At 39.9% G+C, this 23,969-nt stretch carries 23 protein-coding genes and 1 pseudogene; 6 read left to right on the top strand and 18 right to left on the bottom strand.

Annotated features, from left to right (window positions below; all coding sequences use genetic code 11):
- Positions 1-77 precede the first annotated feature (77 nt).
- The 5 genes from A6J77_RS04685 to A6J77_RS04665 form a co-directional block, all read right to left on the bottom strand.
- Positions 78-569 (bottom strand): hypothetical protein, encoded by a 492-nt coding sequence (locus A6J77_RS04685; RefSeq protein ID WP_083068612.1) that lies wholly within the window; start codon positions 567-569, stop codon positions 78-80.
- The gene (locus A6J77_RS04680) at positions 566-1,357 is read right to left on the bottom strand and encodes a MurR/RpiR family transcriptional regulator (protein WP_083068611.1); all 792 of its coding nucleotides are present in this window, start codon (positions 1,355-1,357) and stop codon (positions 566-568) included. Before A6J77_RS04680 ends, A6J77_RS04685 begins: the two co-directional genes overlap by 4 nt.
- Positions 1,358-1,429: 72 nt before the next feature.
- The gene (locus A6J77_RS04675) at positions 1,430-2,773 is read right to left on the bottom strand and encodes a 6-phospho-alpha-glucosidase (RefSeq protein ID WP_083068610.1); all 1,344 of its coding nucleotides are present in this window, start codon (positions 2,771-2,773) and stop codon (positions 1,430-1,432) included.
- Positions 2,774-2,918: 145 nt separating this feature from the next.
- Positions 2,919-4,610, bottom strand: coding sequence for an alpha-glucoside-specific PTS transporter subunit IIBC (locus A6J77_RS04670; protein ID WP_083068608.1), 1,692 nt, complete (start codon positions 4,608-4,610; stop codon positions 2,919-2,921).
- Positions 4,611-4,940: 330 nt separating this feature from the next.
- Entirely contained in the window at positions 4,941-5,861 is a 921-nt protein-coding gene (locus A6J77_RS04665) for a tRNA dihydrouridine synthase (RefSeq protein WP_083070246.1), read from the bottom strand.
- Between the two features lie 356 nt (positions 5,862-6,217).
- On the opposite strand from A6J77_RS04665, the gene A6J77_RS04660 reads away from it, so the two are divergent.
- On the top strand, positions 6,218-7,318 hold the full coding sequence (locus A6J77_RS04660) for a glycerol dehydrogenase (RefSeq protein WP_083068607.1): 1,101 nt from the start codon (positions 6,218-6,220) through the stop codon (positions 7,316-7,318).
- A gap of 82 nt (positions 7,319-7,400) precedes the next feature.
- On the opposite strand, the gene A6J77_RS04655 is transcribed toward A6J77_RS04660, so the two are convergent.
- Positions 7,401-8,141, bottom strand: a complete 741-nt coding sequence (locus A6J77_RS04655; protein WP_083068605.1) for an alpha/beta hydrolase — start codon at positions 8,139-8,141, stop codon at positions 7,401-7,403.
- A gap of 56 nt (positions 8,142-8,197) precedes the next feature.
- A complete protein-coding gene (locus A6J77_RS04650) occupies positions 8,198-8,386 on the bottom strand; it encodes a hypothetical protein (protein WP_083068603.1) in 189 nt (62 codons plus the stop codon).
- Between the two features lie 355 nt (positions 8,387-8,741).
- On the opposite strand from A6J77_RS04650, the gene uvsE reads away from it, so the two are divergent.
- Both uvsE and A6J77_RS04635 read left to right on the top strand, forming a co-directional pair.
- Positions 8,742-10,013 (top strand): UV DNA damage repair endonuclease UvsE, encoded by a 1,272-nt coding sequence (uvsE, locus tag A6J77_RS04640; RefSeq protein ID WP_227645120.1) that lies wholly within the window; start codon positions 8,742-8,744, stop codon positions 10,011-10,013.
- 300 nt (positions 10,014-10,313) lie between these two features.
- The gene (locus tag A6J77_RS04635; RefSeq protein WP_083068597.1) at positions 10,314-11,042 is read left to right on the top strand and encodes a tryptophan-rich sensory protein; all 729 of its coding nucleotides are present in this window, start codon (positions 10,314-10,316) and stop codon (positions 11,040-11,042) included.
- A 310-nt stretch (positions 11,043-11,352) separates the two neighbouring features.
- Here the strand turns inward: A6J77_RS04635 and A6J77_RS04630 are convergent, their stop codons facing one another.
- From A6J77_RS04630 to A6J77_RS04605, 6 genes are all read right to left on the bottom strand, one after another.
- Positions 11,353-11,571 carry a hypothetical protein gene (locus A6J77_RS04630; protein ID WP_083068595.1) on the bottom strand — a complete coding sequence of 73 codons (219 nt, stop codon included), beginning with the start codon at positions 11,569-11,571 and terminating at the stop codon, positions 11,353-11,355.
- An 83-nt stretch (positions 11,572-11,654) separates the two neighbouring features.
- A complete protein-coding gene (gene tsaD / locus A6J77_RS04625; protein WP_083068593.1) occupies positions 11,655-12,665 on the bottom strand; it encodes a tRNA (adenosine(37)-N6)-threonylcarbamoyltransferase complex transferase subunit TsaD in 1,011 nt (336 codons plus the stop codon).
- 28 nt (positions 12,666-12,693) lie between these two features.
- A complete protein-coding gene (rimI, locus tag A6J77_RS04620) occupies positions 12,694-13,188 on the bottom strand; it encodes a ribosomal protein S18-alanine N-acetyltransferase (RefSeq protein WP_083068591.1) in 495 nt (164 codons plus the stop codon).
- 3 nt (positions 13,189-13,191) lie between these two features.
- Positions 13,192-13,743 carry a ribosomal protein S18-alanine N-acetyltransferase gene (gene rimI, locus A6J77_RS04615; RefSeq protein ID WP_227645119.1) on the bottom strand — a complete coding sequence of 184 codons (552 nt, stop codon included), beginning with the start codon at positions 13,741-13,743 and terminating at the stop codon, positions 13,192-13,194.
- A 40-nt stretch (positions 13,744-13,783) separates the two neighbouring features.
- The gene (tsaB, locus tag A6J77_RS04610) at positions 13,784-14,542 is read right to left on the bottom strand and encodes a tRNA (adenosine(37)-N6)-threonylcarbamoyltransferase complex dimerization subunit type 1 TsaB (protein ID WP_083068588.1); all 759 of its coding nucleotides are present in this window, start codon (positions 14,540-14,542) and stop codon (positions 13,784-13,786) included.
- A gap of 337 nt (positions 14,543-14,879) precedes the next feature.
- Entirely contained in the window at positions 14,880-16,313 is a 1,434-nt protein-coding gene (locus tag A6J77_RS04605; protein ID WP_083068586.1) for an MFS transporter, read from the bottom strand.
- Positions 16,314-16,596: 283 nt separating this feature from the next.
- On the opposite strand from A6J77_RS04605, the gene A6J77_RS04600 reads away from it, so the two are divergent.
- From A6J77_RS04600 to A6J77_RS04590, 3 genes are read left to right on the top strand one after another with little or no spacing between them, the layout of a single operon-like run.
- Positions 16,597-17,523, top strand: coding sequence for a VOC family protein (locus A6J77_RS04600; protein ID WP_083068584.1), 927 nt, complete (start codon positions 16,597-16,599; stop codon positions 17,521-17,523).
- A 14-nt stretch (positions 17,524-17,537) separates the two neighbouring features.
- Entirely contained in the window at positions 17,538-18,155 is a 618-nt protein-coding gene (locus A6J77_RS04595) for an alpha/beta hydrolase (protein ID WP_083068583.1), read from the top strand.
- 22 nt (positions 18,156-18,177) lie between these two features.
- Complete coding sequence (locus tag A6J77_RS04590) at positions 18,178-18,450, top strand: DUF896 domain-containing protein (protein WP_083068581.1); 273 nt, start codon at positions 18,178-18,180, stop codon at positions 18,448-18,450.
- 132 nt (positions 18,451-18,582) lie between these two features.
- Here the strand turns inward: A6J77_RS04590 and A6J77_RS04585 are convergent.
- The 5 genes and pseudogenes from A6J77_RS04585 to ilvB form a co-directional block, all read right to left on the bottom strand.
- A pseudogene (locus tag A6J77_RS04585) lies at positions 18,583-18,885 on the bottom strand (PTS transporter subunit EIIB); the annotation flags it as partial.
- A gap of 574 nt (positions 18,886-19,459) precedes the next feature.
- Positions 19,460-20,719 carry a threonine ammonia-lyase IlvA gene (gene ilvA / locus A6J77_RS04580; RefSeq protein ID WP_083068579.1) on the bottom strand — a complete coding sequence of 420 codons (1,260 nt, stop codon included), beginning with the start codon at positions 20,717-20,719 and terminating at the stop codon, positions 19,460-19,462.
- Between the two features lie 39 nt (positions 20,720-20,758).
- Positions 20,759-21,769, bottom strand: coding sequence for a ketol-acid reductoisomerase (gene ilvC / locus A6J77_RS04575; protein ID WP_026465138.1), 1,011 nt, complete (start codon positions 21,767-21,769; stop codon positions 20,759-20,761).
- Positions 21,770-21,833: 64 nt separating this feature from the next.
- Positions 21,834-22,088: an ACT domain-containing protein gene (locus tag A6J77_RS04570; protein WP_083068577.1), complete on the bottom strand. Its 255-nt coding sequence runs from the start codon at positions 22,086-22,088 to the stop codon at positions 21,834-21,836.
- Complete coding sequence (gene ilvB, locus A6J77_RS04565) at positions 22,085-23,785, bottom strand: biosynthetic-type acetolactate synthase large subunit (RefSeq protein ID WP_227645118.1); 1,701 nt, start codon at positions 23,783-23,785, stop codon at positions 22,085-22,087. Before ilvB ends, A6J77_RS04570 begins: the two co-directional genes overlap by 4 nt.
- Positions 23,786-23,969: the final 184 nt, after the last annotated feature.

Raw genomic sequence — 23,969 nt, 5'->3', positions numbered from 1 at the left:
TCGATTATAACTCAAACCATTTAATTCACAAAAACATAATGTGAAGTGAATTCAAATCCTCTATTAACGCTCAGACATTAGCTACCCGTACTAATCCGCCAGATAGCAAAACGAATAAAGGCTGCAATCAATAGCATGGCCATTTCACCAGCAAAGTGGCTAATATTATGCTTCGGTGATTTGAAAAGGACTTGGAAGGCATCTCCTAGTCTCACTTTTAAAATCACAACACTAAAGGCAATTAAAATAAAAATCAAGATGGCCATTCCGGTGTTGCCAATCAATAAGAAACCAATCAAGATAAGTAATAAACTAATATAAAATTGCCCTAGACTATTATAATTTTGGTCAACTTGATCCCATTTAGATTTAATTAGAAAACCCGCAAAAGGCAGGATACATACGGACATTAGTGAAACTACTGTAGACACATTTGTGGTCAGATTTTCTAGTAAACCCAGTCCTTGCGCATTGCCTTGGAAAGTTAATAGGGCAACATATAAGATGGGTGCAATAACCAGTAATATAATCACAAAATGTACCATCCGACTTAAATTTTTTCTGGTCATAGGTCACGCTCCTCATTTTCTTTCTGTAATCGTTCTTTTTTTCGCACGTATTCAAAATAGGCGATAGCTAATAAGTTGGTGGCTTGGTGGATAGGTAACATAGAAGCAAAGGCTTCATCCTTATAATCAAAGCGCGTTGTTTTAAAATAGATAGTATAATCGGCTAAGCTAGCTAACAAACTGGTATGCATTTCACTCACCGCAATCAGGATGGCCCCCTTACTCTTAAAGACTTTCAATTCTCGTTCAATCGATGCTACATTGCCGCTAAAAGACGCTACAATCAGCACATCTCCAGGTTTAATAGATGCACTCGCAATTTTTAGCTCCAAAGGTGCGGAAATATCGATGGAAAATTTGTTGTTCAATAAAATACTTCTTCTAAAATCGTTTAAAGCGTTCTTTTGCGCCCATCCAGTCCCATATAAGAAGACATTATCCGCATCAAAAATACTTTCCACAATGGGTTCAACCTGCATATTACTGAACATCTTAAAGGTATCTTGGGTATCGGCTGCTAACTGCCCCATTGGATCAATTTCACTATCATGCCGTTGATTATCTGCTTCATTGTTGAGGTAAAACTTGAATTCCGCATAACCTGAAAAGCCAATTTTTTGGGTAAAACGTGAAATCGTCGATTTTGAAACAGCCAAAATCGTTGCTAATTCAGTGATAGACATCTTCCTAACCGTCTGACTATGCTTCATGATATAGTCAAAAATATAGATTTCATTTTCAGTTAATTTACTATAGAATTCATTATAAATATTTTCTATTGGTCTCATAAATGCCTCCAAAATAATAAGAGTGGACCTTGGCCCACTCTTATTATATCAAAAGCGTTTACATTTAATAGATTAAGATAATTCAGGCCAATATGATTTGTTTGCCTCAATTAAATCATCCAGAATTTGTTTGGCTACCCGTGCATTTGGTACCGTTCTTGATAAGGTAATAGCTTGCCATAATTTTTGATAAGAACCTTCGCTCCAAGCTTCGACTACTAATTTCTCAACGGCCACTTGTTGCTCCATTAAACCTTTTTGGAAGCGCGGAATTTCGCCCGTTACCAATGGTTCAGGTCCGTTTGATGTAATGATACAAGGGATTTCTACCATGGCTGTTGGATCAAAGTTCACGATTGATCCATTGTTTGGCACAATCAACAACATTCTTTCACGCGTATTATACGCCAAGGCTCTCGCTAAATCGACAATATATGAGGCGTGATCATCTGCTTTTAATGTCGTTTTGGCACCTGAACCATAATTCACTACTTGGTTACATTCTGAAAACACTTGTTTCTCACGGTGGTCCATTACTTCATTGGCACGCGTATAGTCTGGATTAGCTACTTCTACTTCATCTTGAGGGTATAGGTAGTATTTTAGGTAGGTATTTGGCAGGGTATCTTCATCCAACCAAGATACTTCCTTGGCTTTTTCGTAGGTATGCATCCAGCTTTCTTCCACTTCCTCTTCAGAAGCATCAGCCAATTCTTCTGGCGTTACATAACCATGTTCATGAACCCACTCTTTTAATTTTGGCATTAAATCGTTGCCTTCATGGTCACGGATATCTGTCCACCAACCAAAGTGGTTTAATCCATAATAACGAACGACGAAGTCTTTACGAGATTTAAGGCCTAAAATATCTGCCATCCGGTATTCAATTCCTACAGGCATATCACAAATGTTGATAATACGGCTATTCGGACGTAATTTTCTAGTCGCTTCTGCTACGATTGCCGCTGGGTTTGAGTAGTTTAACATCCAAGCATCTGGAGAGTATTCTTCCATATAATCAATCAATTCCAGTACGCCACCGATTGAACGCATACCGTAAGATATACCACCTGGTCCACATGTTTCTTGACCAATTACCCCATATTTTAAAGGAATTTTTTCATCTTGTTCACGCATGGCATATTTACCGACACGAATGTGGGCCATCACGAAATCAATGTCTGTAAATGCTGTAGCTGGATCAGTTGTCGCTACGAATTCAATTTCTGGTGCGCGTTCATTTAGGATAATTTCACAGGCATCGGCAATTTGTTTTTGTCGGTCCCCATCGTTATCGTAGAATTTAATTTGACGGATTGGGAATGTATCTAAATTATCCAGTAACATCATGATGATACCTGGTGTGAAAGTTGAACCCCCACCTGCTACAAGAATCGATTGTTTCTTTAATGTCATTATGAATTCCTCCTAATGCAATTGTTTGACCGCTATTTTTCTATACCTCTATGCTAACAGAAAATTAAGCGTTTTCACTGCTCACTCAACCTTCTGTTCGCATTTCAGTATTTATGAACTTGTTCCAACTTACGGAAATTGTTCCTTAGTTTTTCGCTCTACCTGTCCGTTTAGCAATTTCAACGTCCACTTCATCACGAACTTGTGGGACATCTAGTCCAATGATCACTTGAATCGCTTGGCCCTTACGTACCACTCCATGCGCTCCGTTTGCTTTAAACTCTTTATCAGTGGCTAATGCATTTGGGTCTTTAACTGTTAATCTCAATCTAGAGGCACAGTTGTTAACGTCAGTAATATTTTCTGGACCACCTAACAAGTCAACATAGTTAGATGCAGTTACTGCGAAACGTCCACGACTAGGATCATTAGCAGCCTCTTCAGCATAACTTGAAATAGCTTTATTACTTGCTTTTGATTCTGAAGGATCCTGGCTAGTATCATTTGGATCAAACCCAGCTGCTTCTTGTTTCTTCTTGTCTTTATAATCTTGTTTAGTGTACATTTTCACTTCTGCTTCATCATCTTCACGTCCAGGTGTTTTCAAATCAAATTTATTAATCATCAAGCTGAAAATCATAAAGTAAATACCAGAGAAGATTAAACCAATAACTAGCCAAGTGATAATTGCACCAAAATGATTAGACCACATTGGAATAATAAATTTAGAAACGACTGAAATTAAACCAGAACCTATATCTCCTGCTAGTCCAAATAAGTACATAGTTGTTCCTAGTGAAGCTGCAAGTAAAGCATGGATAAAGAATAATTGTGGCGCAATAAATAGAAAAGTAAATTCAAACGGTTCTGTAATCCCAGCCATAATCGCCGTAAAAGCTGTTGGTAATAGTAGTGATAATACTTCTTGGCGTTTTTCTTTTTTCGCTGTCGCATAGAAAGCTGCTGAAATACCAATCGGTGCGAAAATTTTTGACATATTATGCAACCCAAAAGCGCCTTCTGGGAATTGTTCACGTAAAGGTGCTGGATTTGATGCAATCACATTCAATTGATCCAACCAAGCACGTTCTATTCCACCTTCAATCACTGCAGGACCATAGGTAAATGGTTGGTATACAAAATGATGCAGTCCTGTTGGAATTAAAATACGTTCTAAGAATACATAGACAAATACACCAAAGGCACCAGAACTCGCCAACCAGCCTTGTAAAGTTGCAATACCACCTTGAATAACTGGCCAACCCCAAGCTGTTAGGAAGGCTAATGGTAACATGATGAAGAATCCTAAAATATAAACGAATGTTGACCCTTGGAAAACACCCAACCAGTCTGGTAGTTTCGTATCAAAGTACCGGTTGTGTAGCCAAACAACAATAGCCGCTACGGCAATGGCACCAATAATATTGGTATCCAATGTTTTTACACTACCGATCAGTTTTAACCCACTGACACCACCTGGTTCTGCGGTATAATCTACCCCAAAGTTCGACCCCCAAATTTCAAGGATCTTGGCTAAGAAACTTTGGAAAGTCATGTATACAATAAATGACTCCAAGCTGGCACGACCAGCTGCTTTAGTAGCCAATCCAATTGGAAGACCAATCACAAATAATAGTTCAATTTGATTAAATACTGTCCACCCACCCGACTCCAATACTGACCAAATGTTACGCCATAAACTCCCTTCAGCTGCGATACTACCCATAATCAATTCATTTTGGAAAAGAATCGAGAAGGATAATACAATACCCGCGAACGAGAATAACAGCACCGGCACAAACATTGCGCCCCCAAACCGTTGCAATTTCGCCATCATAACTACTTCACTCCTTTTATGTTGAATATTGCTTCCAATACAGTCATCTTAGCAGTGGATATCCACATTTGCAAACGCTTCCATTACTACTGGGACAATTTCTTTAACCAGCACACTGTTCCAAAGAAAGGAAATTGACCCCAAAAAAAAAAGACCGTATATCAATACGATCTTGCGAAGGTTAAATAGTTATCAATTTTCACTAAAAGTAAATGGTTATCTTAACCCTACATACATTTATATTTACTGAAACGCAGTCCTTTCTGGAGAAACGAACCCGACTAAAGGGTGCGAGACTCGATGCTAAGAAAGGAACAGCGAAAGATTAGACTATGCTTCTGCTAAGTATTTCTCTTCAAATTCATCTAGCAATGCGCGTGCTTCTTCCGTTGATTCTGTTTCCATTAGGCCAATTCGTAAGTCGTTGGCACCACGGAATGAGCGGATGTAGATTTTAAAGAAACGACGTAATGGCTTGTATGGACGGCCGTCTTTGGCAGCATTCTCGTCGAACAAATCTAGGTGGTATCTGAATAGGTCTAACAATTCTTTTGGCGAGTGGTCACGTGCTTCTTCTTCAAAGGCGAACGGATTATGGAAAATCCCACGACCAATCATGACGCCGTCAACACCGTATTTATCCACTAATTCTTGACCGACTTGACGGTTTGGAATATCACCGTTAATGGTTAATAAGGTTTGTGGTGCGATTTCGTCGCGTAGTTTTTTGATTTCTGGAATCAATTCCCAATGTGCATCCACCTTAGACATTTCCGTCTTTGTACGTAAATGAATCGATAAATTGGCAATATCTTGTTTTAACAACAGACTAAGCCACTCTTTATATTCTTCCGTGTCTTGGTGGCCAAGTCTTGTTTTCACTGAAACGGGTAGGCCGCCCTCTTTGGCAGCTTGAATTAATTCAACCGCTACATCTGGACGCAGGATTAACCCTGATCCTCGGCCGTGTTTAAAAACGTTAGGTGCTGGGCATCCCATGTTAATATCTAAACCAGCATAGCCCATTTCGTTCATCCCTTTAGCCATAGCCGCAAAGTGATCAGGATTGTCTCCCCAGATATGGGCTACGATAGGTTTTTCATCTTCTGTAAATAGTAATCGTGAATTTAATGAATCGCGACCTTTTGGATGTACATATGACTCTGAATTGGTAAATTCAGTAAAATAAACATCTGGTTTAGCTGCTTTTTGAACTACATGACGAAAAACAGTATCTGTTACATCTTCCATTGGCGCTAAAATAAAAAATGGTCGTGGCAATTCTTGCCAAAAGTTTTTCTTTTCTTCCACAATAAATTCCTTTCTCTTTTCTTATATATTGAATACAAAATAAAAAAGCCATTCGCTTTTTTACTTACTTTAGAATTTTTGCTTACAGCGTTACATTATCTCAAATCTGAACCACAATTGGAAGCAAAATATCTTATATCATCATTACATTTTATTCTCTCAAAACTTAACCTAAAATAGTACCCTTTCATTATTATTTGTGATATAATTCACATGTAAAGAGGAATAACATTTTTCCTACTTTTATATATGTGGTTTTAATTGTGAATTTTGCAACATAAACTAGGAGGTTTATTATGGTTAGGGTATTTGCAAGTCCGGCACATTATGTTCAAGGTAAAAATATTTTAACAAGTCAAGTAACTGTAGACTACATTCAAAAGTTAGGTGATAAGGCCTTACTGCTAGCAGATGATGTTGTTTGGAAAATTGTTGGGGAAAGCCTAACTGACTCATTGACAGCAGCTGGCATGACCATTATCCGTGAGCCCTTCCAAGGTGAAGCTTCTACTGCAGAGATTGATCGCGTAACGAAAATTGGTCAAGACAATGATGTAAATCTTGTTTTAGCACTAGGTGGTGGGAAAGCTATTGATGCTGGGAAAGCAATTGCGGATGACCTACAGTCACCAGTAGCTATTTTACCAACCGTTGCTTCTACAGATGCACCAACTTCTGCGTTATCTGTTATTTACTCTGAGGAAGGTACGTTTGAGAAATACCGATTCTACAAGAAGAATCCCGATCTAGTCCTATTAGATAGTCAAATTATTGCGCAAGCACCAGCTCGTTTCTTCGCTTCAGGAATCGCTGATGCACTGGCAACTGCAGTTGAAATGCGCCCAACTATGACTGGTAACCACGATACCATGGCCGGTGGGAAAACTACTTTAGCTGCTCAAGCGATTGGAGACAAGAGTAAGGAAGTCTTGTTTGCTGACGGAGTTAAAGCCTTTAAATCCGTTGAAAAACATGTAGTCACACCAGCAGTTGAGAATGTCATTGAAGCCAATACGCTTCTTAGTGGACTTGGTTTTGAATCTGGTGGTCTTGCAGCTGCCCACGCTATCCATAATGGTTTCACAGCCTTAGAAGGTGACATTCATCATCTAACCCACGGTGAAAAAGTTGCTTATGGTACGCTAACGCAACTCTTTATGGAAAATCGTCCAACTGAAGAGATTGATGCCTACATCGACCTATATCAAGCTTTAAGCTTACCTACTACCCTAAAAGAATTACACTTGGATCCTGAAGACCGTGACGCCTTGATTCGCGTGGGGAAACAGGCCACAATTGAAGGGGAAACAATTCACAACATGCCATATACCGTCACAGCCGAAGACGTTGCAGATGCTTTGATTGCTGTAGATGCATACGTAACCGGCCGCAAATAAGTATAAAAATGACCAATTCCAACATTGAAAGCGACTGAGATAAACTCAGTCGCTTTTTTTACATGTAACTTAAAAAGATGGGTTAATGCCATAAGAAGTCCATGTATAGGCGGTTTTGTGCTGCCCATGTAGCTTCTGAGTGGTCACCACCTGCTTCTAAATGCATATAAGTTTCACCACCACGGTCTAAGAATGCTTGCTCAAGATAACCGGCTTGATCTAAGCGACCTTGACTAACTTCCTGGTCACCAAAGGACAAGTATAATCGGGTATCTTGGTCGATAGATTGGCGTGCCAATTCAGCCACTAATTCATCAAAACAAAAACCAAAAGCTGGGGATAATGCGGCAGCTTTAGAAAAAGTTTGGTTATAAACAACTCCACCATAATAAGCCATCAAGCCACCCATAGAAGAACCAGCAATTGCTGTTCCCACGCGTCCCGCGATAGTTGGATAGTTATCATCAATAAATGGTTTTAGTTCATTAACTAGCCAATCCATAAAATGATCGCCATAACCCTCAATTTGACCAAAATGTTCAGTATCTACTGAATAGGGACAATATTCACGGAGACGCTCCCCGTCTTCATGGCTGCACTCAATCCCTACAACAATCAGCTCTTTATTGTAGGTACCCAGGAAATCCAATAAATCCCAGGACCTTCCATAAGTCGCCATCTCGTCAAAGAATAAGTTATGCCCATCAAACATGTAAAGAACAGGATAGCGTTCTTTACTTTCTGATAGACGATCTGGTAAATACAAGTGGACTTGTTTATCCACATCCTTAAATGGAAAATGAAAAGCAAATTGTTCAAACATAGCCGCACAACTCCTTATTGATACTTACTTTAATACACCGTGTAGAAATAGATGAATTACTTCACTAAATGATATTTCTCCGCATCCGGGAGAATATAAGGCGCAATCGTCATAAAATAATCACTAGCAATTGAATTAGGATTGACTTCTTCGGTTAATTGGCTACTAGATGATTGGAATTGACATAAATTTTTCGTGTGCAACTGCAATAATTCTTTGCCTGGTTGTCGGATCTTTTTTCTCATAATGAAGCCATTCCTTTTAAATATTCCATTTCATTATAAGGCAAAAATACTTAAACAGGTATTGTTAATTACTTTTATTAGCTTTATACTAAACGAAACTTATCAATCGATAAGTTTATATTTTTTAAAAGTGAGCGATATGAAGAAATTCATAACCATATCGAAGCATTTCACCCCAAAACTCGTCTACCACTTGTGGCATCAGCTACTATTTAAAAAAGTATTGAAACTGTTATTCAAGAAGATTGCTACAATTGTTTCACTAAGCGCCAGTACACTAGCAAATTAAAAAGAGCACAATTAATTCAACAAGCTTACCAAACTATCAAGACATAATGAGAAAGAAGGTCATATGATGAATTCAACAATAAAAGTTGGTTACGCCTGCTTGAACCTAGACTTAGATCGAGGGTTTAAAACTTGTCGTTTTGCTAATTTAACTAATGAAAAATGGATTGAGTTAATTAGCTGGAATTTAGAAACACTTAAGCAAATGTTGATTTACACTGCAGACCACAACATTCAAATGTTACGGTTATCAAGTGATTTAATTCCTTTTGCAACTAAGACCAAAGATGGGGTCAATTTAGACTGGCAGGTATATTTTCAAGATGAATTCGATGCACTCAAGAAGCTCATAAAGAATTTAGGCATCCGCATATCCTTTCACCCTGGTCAATATACTGTGCTAAATTCACCAAAAGAGGATGTAGTAGACCGCGCAATTGCTGATTTGGATTATCATGCCGATTTGTTGGCGTTATTGGGCGGAGATCAAAGTAATAAAATGGTGATTCATATTGGTGGTGTGTATGGCGATAAAGAAGCCGCAATTCAACGGTTTATTCAAGTAGCTAATAGCCTTTCTAGTAAGATTCGTCGTCATTTAGTCATCGAAAATGATGAACACTTATTTAATATTGAAGATGTCTTGTATATTAGCCAATTCACTCACTTACCTGTTGTATTTGATAACCTACATTTCAATATATTAAAGCCCGAAAATAGCCGTACTATGAAAACCTATATTGAATTAGCCGGTCAAACTTGGACTACTAATGATGGTAGACAGGCTATACACTATAGTCAACAAGCGCTAGATAAAAAACCGGGTGCGCATACTAGAACGACCGCACTTAACCCTTTTATCCATTTCATTCAAAATGAATTAAGTGGCCCTATTGATATCATGTTAGAAGTAAAAGATAAAAATCGGTCTGCAGAAAAAATCCAATTATATCTTGACCAAGATATTGGGGCTGCTGAAAAGTTATGGGCACGTTATAAATATGCCGTTATGGCAAAGTCTTTAAATATTTATCAAGCAATTAGAGAACTTTTAAAAGATAAAGAGAACACAGATTTTGAAGCCTTTATCCATTATCTTGAAACTGCTGAAAACTTACCAGAAGACATTGGTAATGAAATAAATGCTGGGCAACACATTTGGGGATACTTTAAAAAACAAGCCACCGACACTGAGCGTGGTAAGTTTAAACGCAATCAAGAAAGACTACAAAATCAAGAAATATCGATTATACAATTTCGGCGATACTTGAAACAATTACTAAAAAAGTATCCAAATCCATACTTAGTAGACAGTATTTACTTCAACATGAATTTTTGACTGAAACACGCTGCACATCGGAACATTTCAAGAGTAAATTTAATACATACCATGGAGCAACTTTCGGCTTACAACCTACTTTGTGGCAAAGGAATCATTTTAGACCACAAGTAAAGCTAAAATAGGTCAACAATTTTTACTTTGCAGGGTCAAGCGTCCATCCAGGTGCTGGTGCATCGATTGTACTCTAATCAGGAACAATTACTGCCGATGAAGTCATCTTGTATGATGGTATAAACTTCTCCTCATAATCAATTGTTGAAACAATACTACTGCAATTAAATGGAAAGGAAGATATTCATGAAAAAATATACCCAATGGCCCGTAATTTATCTCATCGGATTTGCTGTAATGATCTTTCTGAATTACTGGTCTGCCACTAATGTTGGGATTGTCGCAAACCAAGACCCTGCACTTATTCAACCTGCCGGCTACGCTTTCTCCATTTGGGGAATCATCTACATACTGACTTTTATTTGGATCGTTCGTTTATTCTTTAATCGTCAAAAGGCGCAACAAGTAGTAGATAGATTAAGTTTTCTGCCTGTTATCAATTTCTTACTGAACGGTTTTTGGATTATTGCATTTACCCAAGAATGGTTGCTTGTTTCTACAATCATTATTGCTTTATTACTCATCAACTTAGTCAGCATATATACAAGATTATCGGATATAAATAGCCGACACTGGCTTGATCGTTTACCATTCTCTATTTACTTTGCTTGGGTAACTGTTGCAACAATTGTCAATATCTTCACCTGGTTTATCGGTGCTGATATTGATTCTTTCATTGGACTTTCTGAGTTATCTTGGACCAATATCATGCTAGTGGTAGCTAGTCTATTAATGGGTTACATCGCCTTTAGATATAAAGACATTGCCTTTCCATTAGTATTCATTTGGAGTTACGTAGCGATTTTAATAGAAAATCAGTTTAACTACATTTCTTTAGCAGTTATCCTTATTATCTGTATCATTGCACAGTTGGCTAGTGCCATTTTATTGATGAAACAGCATTTAAGCAAATAATAACCTAAATAAAAAAGCTCCCTAAGTGCACGCTTAGAGAGCTGAGACAAAAAGTATTCGCGGTTAGCAGATGGACCTGGCTAACCTTTTTTTGTGCATCCCAACAACAAACGATACACCTAGTATAAACCGGATGCAAGTATAGCTAGGCATGGTTAAATTGTAATTGCTAGCTAGGTTGATTTACAAGTGAAATATTTCACATTTACAATATATGCCGTTTTTATCACTTTCTCTACAAGGTTTTGACGAAAAAAAGCACATTTCTGTGCTTTTCATTTAATCATCTTAGAAAAAATATAGTCGCTTCCTAAAGACTAAAGGCCCAATATAGAAAGACCAATCCTGTTATTACAGCAATAATCACAAGAAAGATAATGATGTCCACGAAAGTGTCCTTAGGATTATCACGAATCCGATCAGGTTGTTCTTTAAACCGCTCTCTTTGTCGTTGCCTAGCAGAAAGTTGTTCTAGGCGATTTCGGTCTCCATGTTTATCTTGCGCATTCGTTTTTCTTCTATTAAACATTACCCCACCGCCTTCTCTTTCTCACTCGATTATAAATTGTATTCTATTATAAAGAAAACTTACCTCGCTTCAAAATATTCTACCTATGATAAGCTCATACCTGGTTTAGCGTCTAAAGCTAAAGAAGCAAATTGCTGTGTTTGGTATAAAGACTCTGCTGCAGCACCTATCATCGCCGCATTGTCCCCGCAAAGGCTTAATGGTGGGAACTGTAAGGTGACTGGACGATCTAATCCTTCAACTGCAGCGGTTAATTGGCTACGTAAACCCTTGTTGGCTGCTACACCACCTGCAACTAGTAAGTGGTTTATTTCTGGATATTGGTCTAAGGCAGAAATTGTCCGACCCACTAATTGATCAAGTGCTGCTGCTTGGAATGAAGCTGCTACATTGTTCATATCAAGCGTTTCATTCTTTTGTTTGGCATTATGCATATGGTTGATTACAGCAGACTTTAAGCCTGAAAAAGAAAAATCTAATGTATCTTCACCCTTCATAGCTCGCGGATATTGATAAACATCTTCCCCTTCATGAGCCATCTGATCAATGATTTTCCCACCTGGATAAGGCACTCCGATGACACGGCCGATTTTATCGTAAGCTTCTCCTACAGCATCATCACGCGTATCACCAATTGTTTCAAAATCATTTTCTCCGCGCATAATAACTAGTTCAGTATGACCACCGGATACAACTAATGCCAACAATGGATAATCCATTGGTGAAATCAGTTGATTGGCGTATATATGACCAGCCATATGATTAACCCCGATTAAAGGTTTTTGATGAGCAAATGCTAAAGTTTTTGCTGCTGTAACCCCAATTAATAAGGAACCGACTAGGCCGGGTCCTTGGGTTACTGCGACAGCGTCCACATCTTCCCAGGTAGCGTTACCTTCAGTCATAGCTAGGTCAATGATTTGGGTAATTTGTTCTACATGATGACGGCTAGCGATTTCAGGTACTACACCGCCAAACCGCATATGACTTTTTATTTGACTTGCGACAACATTAGACCGCATATCTGTCCCGTTTTGGACGATGGCAGCGGATGTTTCATCACAAGAAGATTCGATTGCCAGTATTGTTGCCATAGCGAAATGACTCCTTTCAATTTGTTTTTCAGATTTTATCCTCTAAGTTTCGTTGATAAATAATAGCGTCGTCTAAGTCTACAGGATAATAGTTGGGACGACTAGCAATTTGTTTGAAGGACAGTTTTTCGTATAGTTGCCGCGCAGCTTGATTACGGCTGCGGACTTCAAGGGTCACTATTTTACCTTTATTTTGGGCAAAATAAAGCAAAGCCTCTTCAAGCAACCGGTAGCTAAGTCCTTGTCTACGGTAATCAGGCAATATAGCAATATTGAAAAGCTCTACCTCATCAATAATCAATTGAAAATGCGCTAGTCCAACAATCTCTAAATTTGCTGGATCGCGCATAATAAAGAAATGATGGTATGGGTTATGGAGACTTGCATCAATGGCTTTTGCTGACCAAGATAAATCCGTTGAAAAGGCTTGGTGTAGGCTAGCGTGGAGAACAGTAGCCATTTTGCCTAAATCTTTAGGGTCTTGAGTTTTAGCCCATTGATAGTCTAGATGGACGATTTGCACGGGTTACACCCCTTCGACAATTTCGATTTGCTCTACATTAATTAGGGGCGCTAACCGCATTTCGAAGGCATCTTCGTCATTATCAGAATAATAGTTCTCTTTAGTATCACTTTCGTAAAATCCAAAACGTTGATAAAAACGTTGTGCACCATGGTTTGATGCCCGTACCTCTAGTGTCATAGCATTTCGGTCCAGTTGCTTAGCACAGTCGATGGCCCGGTCCAGTAAGGCGGTCCCAATCCCGATTGATTGGTAATCTGGATTTACGACCAAGTTTGAAATATGGACATCCGTCCGGTCACGGCGACAGCCAATAAAGCCTACTAATTCTTCACCCAAGAAGGCTTGGATGTAATAGGTGTTAGGATTTTGGGTCATATCATATAAGAAGTCACGTGCTGTCCAAGAAACGACTTGGTGGTAAGCGCGATATTCAATATCAACCATTTGATGAATCACTGTCGTATCTTGCACAACAAAAAAGATAGATTGTCCATCTGGTAAGGCGATTGATTGTTTGTCTAATGTTAAATCAGCTACTAGAGATTTTTTCATGGTAAATAACACCTGTCGATTAAAATTTTTGAAAAATGCTTTAATTTGTTCTCTCCACGTACGTGCCTTCATCTGCCTTAGCCTCCTCAGGATTTTGAGCGACCCAGTTTTCTTCAGCTTCTGATAATTTTGCGTAATCCGGAATAAATGTCTCGACGTCCACTTGTTTCAGTGGTAGTGCGCCTAAATGTCCTGCATGTATTAAACCAAATTCATTTGGAAAAATGATTGCCCGGTCGCCAAATTGGGCTTCAATGTCTTGGCGGAAGGCTTCAATATCAGGGCTGACAAAATTCAGCGGTAAGCTTTGTAAGTCCGGATTGTCTTTTAAGTAGGTCTCAACCTGGTCTAAAAACTGGATAAATTGGCCGTGTGATGTTGTAAATAGTGGCGTAAAACGGTTGCCTTCTCTAAGGTAAACAGTCGCAAAAGCCGTCTTTCTTCTGGCATCGATGAATGGGACGATTAAAGTTGGGCCACTTGTTGCTTGTACGTTGCCCGCTAACGCCATCAAGGTTGGTAAGGCAAACAAGGGAATGTTTAGAGTGTTGGCCATGGTTTTGGCTGCTGTTACCCCAATCCGCAATCCTGTATAAGAACCCGGTCCCTCTGTAACAACAATGCCTTCAAGGTCAATTGGTTGCCAACCGATTAGTTTGAACATACTGTCAATTAAAGGGAGCAACTGGGTTGAATGTTTAATTTTGGTATTGGTGGTCGTTTCTGCCACAACCTGGTCCCCATCACGTAGGGCGACGCTAAGAGCTTGAGTTGATGTATCAATTGCTAAAGTTTTCATAAAACCACCTTTTTAAAATTTGGAGGTGCGAGAAAATTCGTTTAGACTTGCACCTTGCTGGAACAAAAGCCACATAATACTGCAAGTGTTTAAAGTATTTTGTGAAACGCAGTCCTTTCTGGTTTGCGGAGCCCGATATAGCTTTAGACAGCGGTCATACCTTTGCATGGGAACTGGATGGCACCCTTTTTTCGCACTTGGTCGAGTTCGATTCTTGCACACTGCTTTTAGTATAGTATATCAAATTCTACCTTTTAAATGTAAAAACAATTGACGTTCTTATAGTTTTTACCCTATTTGACCGCCAATTGTTTTCATTTTTATTTGTATTTAAGGTTTAACCATTGTCAATTATATGACCTAGGTCTTTTTGCATTTCGTGGTAGTCTTCTTTTGAGATGTTGAACACTAATAAGTAAGCAATAAATACCAAAGCAAATCCAAATAGTGGGAATAGGATTGACATGTTGTAGATTGCACTCACATTTAATGCGGTCCAAGTTGCTGCATTATTCAACTCTAATGAAGGTGCTGCGAATGCAATTAATAATGGTACGGCTGCAGATGAGAATGCTGTACCGATTTTACGACAGAAGATATATGAAGAATATAACGATCCGTCTGAACGGAAGCCTTGTTTCCATTCGTTGTAGTCAATTGCATCTGAAATCATTGCCCATGATAGTAATTGGAAACCGAATGTAAACATATTCGCGACTGCCATCAAACCAATCCAAAGGTAAACATTTTCCACTGGGAATAATAACATTGTTCCGTAAATTACCAAGCTACCAATTAAAGGTACGATGATGACTTGGCGTTTACCAAACTTACGTACAAGTGGTGTAATCATTAATACCCCAATCGCTAAAGGTGCAATTTCAATAAGGGTGAACCATGAGAATAATGATCCATCGTTGTATTTAACTTGTAATGTCATTTGGTGTAATTGTGATGCTGAGTAGATGAAGATTGTTTGTGCTGTACCGGCAATAATTTGGGCGATTAAAGCACGGTTTGAGAATAATGTTTTGAAAGTCTTGAAGATTGACGGTTGGTTTTTGATTTGTGCCATATCTGGCTGTACACGTTCTTCTACATTTGAATATAACAAGAAGAATGAGATTAAAGCGACAACCCCTAAACCTAACATTACTGGGAACATTAATTGCCCTTGGAATTGTGATACGATTTGACCGTCGACTACTTTATTTTGATATACGATTAACGGAATAATCGCTACTGGTAATTTGGCAACCCCAGCACCAATTGAACGTGCTGTAGAAAGCTTTGTACGACCTTCAGATGAGTCAGTTACTACTGAGTTTAAAGTACCGTAAGGGATGTTTACTAAAGTATAAGCAAAGTCCCAAGCCACATAAGAAATGGCACAGACAGCTAACTGTACACCATAGCCCATTGATGAGGTATCAAAGTACATAAAGGCTAAGATGATTGCTAGCAATGGACCCCCAACTAAAATGAATGGTTTATACCGGTTACCTTTATAAGGTTTAATCCGGTCAGAGAAATAGCCAACCAATGGATCATTCACCGCATCAAATACACGTGTCAGAATCATTAAGGCGGCAAAGTGTGTCGCTTCGATTCCAATGTAAGATACATAGAAAATTGTAAGGTAGTAAGTTACAACAGAATAACTTAGATTGCAACCAAAGTCTCCAAAGAAGTAACCAATAATGTCACGGAAGCCAAATGGGCGCTTATCAGTTGCATCCATCGTCGCCGAATTTTCGTACGAGTTGCTCATTCTATTCCTCCTATCATTACCACGCGCTTTTCTTTACATTGTCACAAACTTATTCTAACAAATAATATTAAAGTTGTTGTTAATTATTATAATTTTACATAATCTTCACAATACATCAGGGCAAAACGGGAATGTCATTAGCATATACCATAAATCCACTTGATTCGAATTAGAAATGATGCTACACTTAACTAATCAATTAATTCGAAATAGAAATAAAAAACATAATTATGCTCCAATAAATCTGTATATCTAACAAACCGAACAATTAGGAGGAAGTATCATGATAGAAATTATTCAAAAACTACATCACATTTCAGCTATTGTCGGTGCTCCTAACCAAGTATTGAAATTTTACCGCGATATCCTAGGTTTACGACTGGTTAAGAAAACACTCAACTATGACGACCCTTACACATACCATTTATACTTCGGTAACAATGAAGCTGACGCCGGGACCATCATTACCTTCTTCCCGTGGGAAAATGACCGCCTTGGTCAATTGGGTGACGGTCAAGTGGCGACCACTTCTTTTGCTATTCCAGCTGGCAGTTTAGATTTTTGGGCTAACCGCTTGGAAGCCAAAGGCATTCAATTTGCTCGCGGTAGCCGTTTTGACAATGAAACAATTCTCGTCAAAGATTTCCATAATTTAAATATCGAGCTGGTTGAAAAGGATTGGGGCAAGGCCAATACTTACGCAGTCGACGACATTACGCCTGAGACAGCTATTCAAGGCTTTGCTGGTGCAGTTTTATATAGTCACCGCCCCGACCATACGGTTAAATTGTTCGACCAAGTTTTCGGTTGGCATAAGGTAGGCGAGGACGACCAATATATCCGTCTACAAGCACCTGGCAAACGGAAGGAATGGCTAGATATTCGAAAAACTGCTGATTCTTTTGGTAAAATGGCTATCGGTACAGTTCACCACATTGCCTTTGAAGTGGCGGACGAAGAGGTATTAAACTACTGGATAGAAGTGGCCCACCAACGTGGTTACCACACCAGCGATATCAAGAACCGTGACTATTTCAAATCCTTATACTTCCGCGAGCGCGGCGGGATTTTGATTGAATTAGCGACTGCTGGCCCAGGATTTACTTGGAACGAGACGGTTGAAGAACTTGGTAGCCAATTATTCTACCCAGCCAAACATGAAGCGATTATCGACCAAATTAAAGCCAAATTGACACCCCTCGGTTTCTAAAAAGGAGTTCATCTATGAGTTACGAATATATTTATCAAGCAGGAGAAAACCAAGCTGAAGCCAACACCCTACTACTTTTACACGGTACAGGCGGTACTGAGCGCGACCTACTAGACATTGCCCAATTTATTGATCCCATGGCCAATATCCTATCGTTACGCGGTAACGAGCTTGAAGGACCCATGAATCGTTTCTTCAAACGCCACGGTGAAGGCAACTTAGACATCGAAAACTTGAAATTCCATGCCAAAGACCTGTATAATTTCATAGGAGCCTTGGCCGCGGAAAAAGGGTTCGATCCAGCTAAAGTAGTGCCAATTGGTTACTCAAATGGCGCAAATATTGCTGGCGGTGTTTTATACCTATTTGACAATCCTTTTAAGGGCGCAATCTTACTCCACCCTATGATACCGTTTAGAGATGAAACTATGCCTAACTTGACCCACACACCTATCTTTATTGGTGCTGGTTTCAACGACCCAATCTGTGCACCAAGCGAAAGTGAAGAACTTAAAACCAGCCTAGAAGCAGCTGGTAGCCCAGTTACCCTTCATTGGGAAAACTACGGCCATTCCTTATCTATGCCTGAATTACAAGCAGCGAAAGGATGGTACGCTACCGCTGTTGGCTAATAAAAAAAAGGAATGATAATCAATGGATTCTGATCAATTACTAAAACGCATTAACGAGCTAGCTGCTAAGAAAAAAGCTGGCACGATCACTGAAGAAGAACTAGTTGAACAAAAAGAGTTGCGCCAAGTTTACTTGAAACAATTCCGTTCAGCCTTCAACGACATTATTTTAAACACGCGGGTAATCGACCCTGAGGGTACTGATGTGACACCGCAAGCCGTTCGCGACGCAAAGAAAAAACAAGCCGCTGAACAAGAAACTAAGACTGAAGATTCAACAAATATAGATAAATAAAGGCTAAATATCAAAAAGATGGGTATCACCTAGCAAACCGGTGATACCCATCTTTCTATTAAATTAAGCTAAAATATTAGCACCATTTGATTGAATGACGTCACGGTACCAGAAAAATAAGTCTTTACGTGAACGGTCAAATGTGCCATTTCCTCGGTCATCTGCGTCTACTTCACCACCAGTAACAAAGTTAACAACTTTCAAGACTTCTTCATATACCTCTGGTACGTGGTTCCCAATGACTACTTGGTATTGTCCACCAGCTTGCATGACTGTTACCGCACCATCACGTTTCTTCAAATACTCTGTATTGGCTTTGCTTTCGTCTTTTAAATAGAAACGCAAACGCGTCACACAATGTCTAACTTCCTTAACATTTTCCCTGCCTCCGACTTTATCGACAATGTCTTCTGCTAATTGTGTGTATTTCGCCATTTTCTCTACTCCTCTTCTTTTATAAAACCTAACTGACTATACAAAAAAGACCAGAGCATAAAAGTATAGCTATTAGTCCCAAGACTAATGTGCGATAACTTTGATGCCTGGTCTTGCCGGCCGAGCCGTAACTAATCCAGTATACAGAGTACTTGTTCTTTATCTAATTGCAGTATTGCCTCGAATTGAAAGCGTTATCAACATATTTCGAAAACGTTTTCTAAATATTTTAATAAACGATAAATTCGGTTGACACGAGCAGCATAGAACATTACTTACATTTTTATACCTAGATAACGTGCAAGTTCATTTGATGTATATGTTTTTTTACTGGCTACGTTAGAAGCCCTGAGTCCGAGCGTCTTCTGTCACATCTTAACAATAAAAAACACCCTCATCGCTTTGAGGGTGAAAAAGGAAAAAACAAAAATGAAAGGATGATGCAATCTATTAGAGGTCTAGATTGCCTCAAAAACATTATAGCATGGTTCAAATAAAAATGAAAGCCTTTTTATGAAACGTTTTCAATGTTGCTATTGTAGGATTTATCTATCATTTGTGACCTAGCGAGTCATTAGACTAAAAATTCATATAATGTAGGACTTTCGGATACCGAAATGTAATTGGCATCGAAATTTTTCAACCTTTCTAATAGATCGGGTAGGGTTTCATAATCACCCAGCAAGATACCGACTAGAGCTGGGCCATTTGATCGAGAAATTTTCTTGGTATATTCAAACTTAGCGATATCATCGTCCGGCCCTAAAACGTCCGTTAAGAATTCTCTTAATGCGCCTGGTCTTTGCGGGAAATTCACTACAAAATATTGCTTAGTTCCTGAATAAATCAATGCTTTTTCCTCAATTTCGGCCATACGGTTGATGTCGTTATTACCACCAGAAATGATGCAGACAACTGTTTTGCCAACAAGGTCTTCAGCCATATTATCTAGAGCAGATACGGTTAAGGCGCCTGAAGGTTCGGCTACGATGGCTTGCTTGGTGTACAAGTCAATGATAGTCCCCGCAATCTTACCTTCTTCGACTGTTTCAATGCGGTCGATATTGTCTTTCGCGTATTGGAAGGTGATGTCCCCTACCTTACCAACTGCTGTACCATCTGCAAATTTGTTCACTTTCTCAAGTGCTGTCGGCTGACCTTGGTCAAGGGCCAGTTTCATGGACGCTGCACCGGCTGGTTCAACGCCAACAATTTTGGTTTCAGGCATGGCTTCACGGACATAGGCAGAAACACCAGAGATCAACCCACCCCCACCGATAGGCACTAAGACATAGTCTGCAGTTTCCCCGTCGGCAGTTAGGCTGTGGTGGATTTCAACAGCTAGTGACCCCTGGCCAGCGATGACATTTTCATCATCGTAAGGTTCAATAAAAGTCATCTGGTGTTTAGCACCATATTCGTGCGCAGCTTGGCTACACTCATCGAAGGTATCCCCTTCAATCACAATATTCACATAGTCCCCACCAAAATATTTTACTTGGTTAATTTTTTGAGCGGGTGTCGTATTCGGCATATAAATCGTTGCCATTACTTGCTTTTCGTTACAAGCAAAGGCTACCCCTTGGGCGTGGTTGCCGGCTGAGGCACAGATAACACCTTTAGCTAAATCATCTTCACTGAGTTCACTAATTGAATAGTAGGCACCTCTTAATTTAAATGAACGTACAACTTGTAAGTCCTCACGTTTCAAATAAATGTTGGCCTTATACTTCTCAGATAAATATTGATCGTATTGTAAAGGTGTCTGCTTGACGACCGACTGTAATTTTTTGTAGGCACTCAATACCTTCTCCTTATTGACGCTTTTGACCATGTAATATCCCTCTTTCGTTTTGACCCTTTTTGTATAGCTTTAGTTGTTTGTGTCTACAGCATTCTCTTTAACGAACGGCATCATTTCGCGTAAGCGACCACCAACTTCTTCAATTTGGTGCCCTTGCTCTTTTTCACGCATTGCATAGAAGTCTTTAAAGCCGTTATCGTAATCGTCTGTGAAACGTTTAGCGAATGAACCATCTTGGATATCATTTAAAACATCCTTCATACGTTCTTTCACATCCGGTGTAATTAAACGCGGTCCTGATACGTAGTCCCCATATTCAGCAGTATTTGAACATGATTTACGCATGTGGTCCATACCACCTTCATACAATAGGTCTACGATTAATTTCAATTCATGCATTACTTCAAAGTAAGCAATTTCTGGTTGGTAACCAGCTTCAACTAAAGTTTCAAAACCTGCTTGAATTAAATGCGTGGTTCCACCCATTAATACAGTTTGTTCACCGAATAAGTCAGATTCAGTTTCTTCACGGAAGTCTGTTTCGATGATTCCTACACGAGTTGCCCCGATACCATCAGCCCAAGACATGGCTAGGTCGCGCGCATTACCTGTTGCATCTTGATATACCGCAAATAATGATGGCACCGCTGAACCTTTCGTAAATTCACGACGTACCAAGTGCCCAGGCCCCTTAGGTGCAACCATGAACACATCAATTGAAGGATCTGGTTGGATGTTTTTGAAGTGGATGTTGAAACCATGGGCAAAGGCTAAAGCATTTCCAGCTTCTAAGTTCGGCGCAATTTCATTGGCATAAGTATCTTTTTGAATTTCATCTGGTAATAAAATCATGATGATATCCGCTTTTTTCGTCGCCTCTGCAACTGAATATACATCAAATCCATCGTTACGCGCACGGTTAGCAGAGCTACCTTCACGGATACCGATAATGACATTTTGGCCATTATCTCGTAAGTTTTGCGCATGCGCATGTCCTTGTGAACCATAGCCGACTACAGCGATTTGTTTACCTGATAATGCATTACTGGTCATATCTTTTTCGTAGTATACTTTTGCCATATTTTTTGCCTCCATATATGTTCTGTCGAGTGTTCTTGTGTCAATTCTTTGAAAAATAGCTATCTTAGCCAAGCTCAGATGGGTCTAACTGTGCTGCACTCACCACATCCACTTGCTTCAATAATTGTCTAGTCAAAAGAGTCGCCGCTTCCAAATCTTGGAAATTAATTCCAATCGTAATATAGGAAATCGCCGGATCGTCCGTCCCTGCTAGGGTTAAAGTGTCAATATTATAACGCGGTTTAAGGACAACTTGTGTCACCCGGTTTAAAACACCAGGTCTATTCACTACCTTTAATCGGATAAACTGAAAGATCATGACAAGCCCTCCATTTCATTATTTGCCTTACCAGATGGCACCATCGGAGTAACCCGTTCGTATTTATCAATCAAGACTTCTAATACATACGCCCCGTCATAAGCCAACATCTCATCTACCGCCGTCTGCATATCCGCTGGGTCCGTTACCTTAGCCGCCTTCACGCCTAAAGCCTCCGATAACTTCACGAAGTCTGGCAAGCTCGACCCAAATTCAGAATGTGAATAACGGTCTGAATAGAAAGCATGTTGCCACTGATGCACCATCCCAAGCACCGTATTATTTAAAATAATAAATTTCGGTTGAATGCCATAATGTTGGATGATATTCAATTCCTGGTTGGTCATTTGGAATCCTCCGTCACCGATGATCCCTACAACAGGATGTTTCTCATCCGCCGCAAATGCCGCCCCAATCGTTGCCGGCACCCCGTATCCCATAGTCCCTAGTCCACCTGACGTTAAGTTTTGGCCGGGGAATTGGTAAGGATAATACTGGGCAGCCCACATTTGGTGTTGGCCAACGTCGGTCACGATATAGGCCTGACCGTCCGTCGCCTTCCCTAAGTAATCCAGTACCGCTTGTGGTCGAATCGCGTCTGTCATCTCAGGCACCCGAGTAGGATGTAAGGCTTGGTTATCCGCTTGGTGAGCCAACCAGCCCGTCTTATCAGACCAGCCCTCAATAGCACCTTGTAAAAGGGCCTCCAAAGCCAATTTAGCATCTGCCAGTAAGGCAATATCTGGTTCCATAATCTTGCCAATCTCCGCTAGATCAATATCCACATGGATAATCTTGGCATCCGGTGCAAAATTGTCAGGATTAGAAGCCACCCGGTCGTCGAAACGGCTACCAATATTCAAGAGACAATCTGTCTCCATCAAGGCCATATTGGCTGCATACGTTCCGTGCATCCCCGCTAGCCCTAAGTTTAGGGGGTCATCACTAGCAAGTAAGCCAATCCCTAGTAGGGTATGGGTTACCGGGATATTGTACCGGTGAGCAAAGTCGCGTAGTTCTTGGTAGGCTTCAGCTTTCACCACACCGTTCCCTACTAGCAACAAAGGTTTTTCAGCTACAAGTAAAGCTTCCTTAATCGCAGCTACCGCCTCCAAGTCAACCTCATAATCCATGTTGTAGCCTGGTAAATCGAAGCTATCATCAATATCTTCTAAAGCTACTTCCTGCACACCGATATCTTTCGGAATATCCACTAAGACAGGTCCTTTACGGCCGGAATTTGCTAAGTAGAAAGCTTCTTTGATGATGCGCGGAATCTCTTTAGCATCTTCAACTTGATAGGCATATTTCGTGATTGGCGTCATTAAAGAGACAACGTCGGTTTCCTGAAAGGCGTCTTTCCCGATACCGGATGTCGTAACCTGGCCCGAAATGACGACTAGAGGCACCGAATCCATCTGCGCTGTCGCCACCGCCGTGACAATATTTGTCGCTCCCGGTCCACTAGTTGTTACCGCTACACCCACTTGGCCAGCCACACGGGCGTAACCATCGGCCATGTGACCAGCACCTTGTTCATGACGAGCTAAGACGTGATTGACATTCTGACGGAAAAATTCATCATATATATGTAAAGCTGCACCACCAGGATAGCCAAAAATAATCTCAGCACCTTGATCTCGCAATGCATTGACGAGCAATTCCGTTCCTATACTGGTCTTCTTCGTTCTCTCCACATGAGCACCCCATTTCTTTAAAATTTCATTTCCTTGGTATTGAAAGCAATAAAAAAGGCATCCCACAAACAGTATGTGGGATGCCAAGTCCCACTCAACATCGAATAGGACTCAAATTAACAGTAGTTAATTCCAGTCCTACGTCACGATAATGACTACAATATTAAAATTCGCTGCTTTGAAC

The sequence above is a fragment of the Aerococcus viridans genome (assembly GCF_002083135.2).
In the GTDB taxonomy this organism is placed as follows: domain Bacteria; phylum Bacillota; class Bacilli; order Lactobacillales; family Aerococcaceae; genus Aerococcus; species Aerococcus viridans_C.
This window is presented reverse-complemented; position numbering and strand designations above follow the sequence as displayed.

Bases quoted from the DNA above. Each gene is read 5' to 3' on its own strand.
- A6J77_RS04685 (WP_083068612.1), bottom strand. From the start codon at position 569: ATGACCAGAAAAAATTTAAGTCGGATGGTACATTTTGTGATTATATTA.
- A6J77_RS04680 (WP_083068611.1), bottom strand. From the start codon at position 1,357: ATGAGACCAATAGAAAATATTTATAATGAATTCTATAGTAAATTAACT.
- A6J77_RS04675 (WP_083068610.1), bottom strand. From the start codon at position 2,773: ATGACATTAAAGAAACAATCGATTCTTGTAGCAGGTGGGGGTTCAACT.
- A6J77_RS04670 (WP_083068608.1), bottom strand. From the start codon at position 4,610: ATGATGGCGAAATTGCAACGGTTTGGGGGCGCAATGTTTGTGCCGGTG.
- A6J77_RS04665 (WP_083070246.1), bottom strand. From the start codon at position 5,861: ATGGAAGATGTAACAGATACTGTTTTTCGTCATGTAGTTCAAAAAGCA.
- A6J77_RS04660 (WP_083068607.1), top strand. From the start codon at position 6,218: ATGGTTAGGGTATTTGCAAGTCCGGCACATTATGTTCAAGGTAAAAAT.
- A6J77_RS04655 (WP_083068605.1), bottom strand. From the start codon at position 8,141: ATGTTTGAACAATTTGCTTTTCATTTTCCATTTAAGGATGTGGATAAA.
- A6J77_RS04650 (WP_083068603.1), bottom strand. From the start codon at position 8,386: ATGAGAAAAAAGATCCGACAACCAGGCAAAGAATTATTGCAGTTGCAC.
- uvsE (WP_227645120.1), top strand. From the start codon at position 8,742: ATGAATTCAACAATAAAAGTTGGTTACGCCTGCTTGAACCTAGACTTA.
- A6J77_RS04635 (WP_083068597.1), top strand. From the start codon at position 10,314: ATGAAAAAATATACCCAATGGCCCGTAATTTATCTCATCGGATTTGCT.
- A6J77_RS04630 (WP_083068595.1), bottom strand. From the start codon at position 11,571: ATGTTTAATAGAAGAAAAACGAATGCGCAAGATAAACATGGAGACCGA.
- tsaD (WP_083068593.1), bottom strand. From the start codon at position 12,665: ATGGCAACAATACTGGCAATCGAATCTTCTTGTGATGAAACATCCGCT.
- rimI (WP_227645119.1), bottom strand. From the start codon at position 13,743: ATGAAAAAATCTCTAGTAGCTGATTTAACATTAGACAAACAATCAATC.
- tsaB (WP_083068588.1), bottom strand. From the start codon at position 14,542: ATGAAAACTTTAGCAATTGATACATCAACTCAAGCTCTTAGCGTCGCC.
- A6J77_RS04605 (WP_083068586.1), bottom strand. From the start codon at position 16,313: ATGAGCAACTCGTACGAAAATTCGGCGACGATGGATGCAACTGATAAG.
- A6J77_RS04600 (WP_083068584.1), top strand. From the start codon at position 16,597: ATGATAGAAATTATTCAAAAACTACATCACATTTCAGCTATTGTCGGT.
- A6J77_RS04595 (WP_083068583.1), top strand. From the start codon at position 17,538: ATGAGTTACGAATATATTTATCAAGCAGGAGAAAACCAAGCTGAAGCC.
- A6J77_RS04590 (WP_083068581.1), top strand. From the start codon at position 18,178: ATGGATTCTGATCAATTACTAAAACGCATTAACGAGCTAGCTGCTAAG.
- ilvA (WP_083068579.1), bottom strand. From the start codon at position 20,719: ATGGTCAAAAGCGTCAATAAGGAGAAGGTATTGAGTGCCTACAAAAAA.
- ilvC (WP_026465138.1), bottom strand. From the start codon at position 21,769: ATGGCAAAAGTATACTACGAAAAAGATATGACCAGTAATGCATTATCA.
- A6J77_RS04570 (WP_083068577.1), bottom strand. From the start codon at position 22,088: ATGATCTTTCAGTTTATCCGATTAAAGGTAGTGAATAGACCTGGTGTT.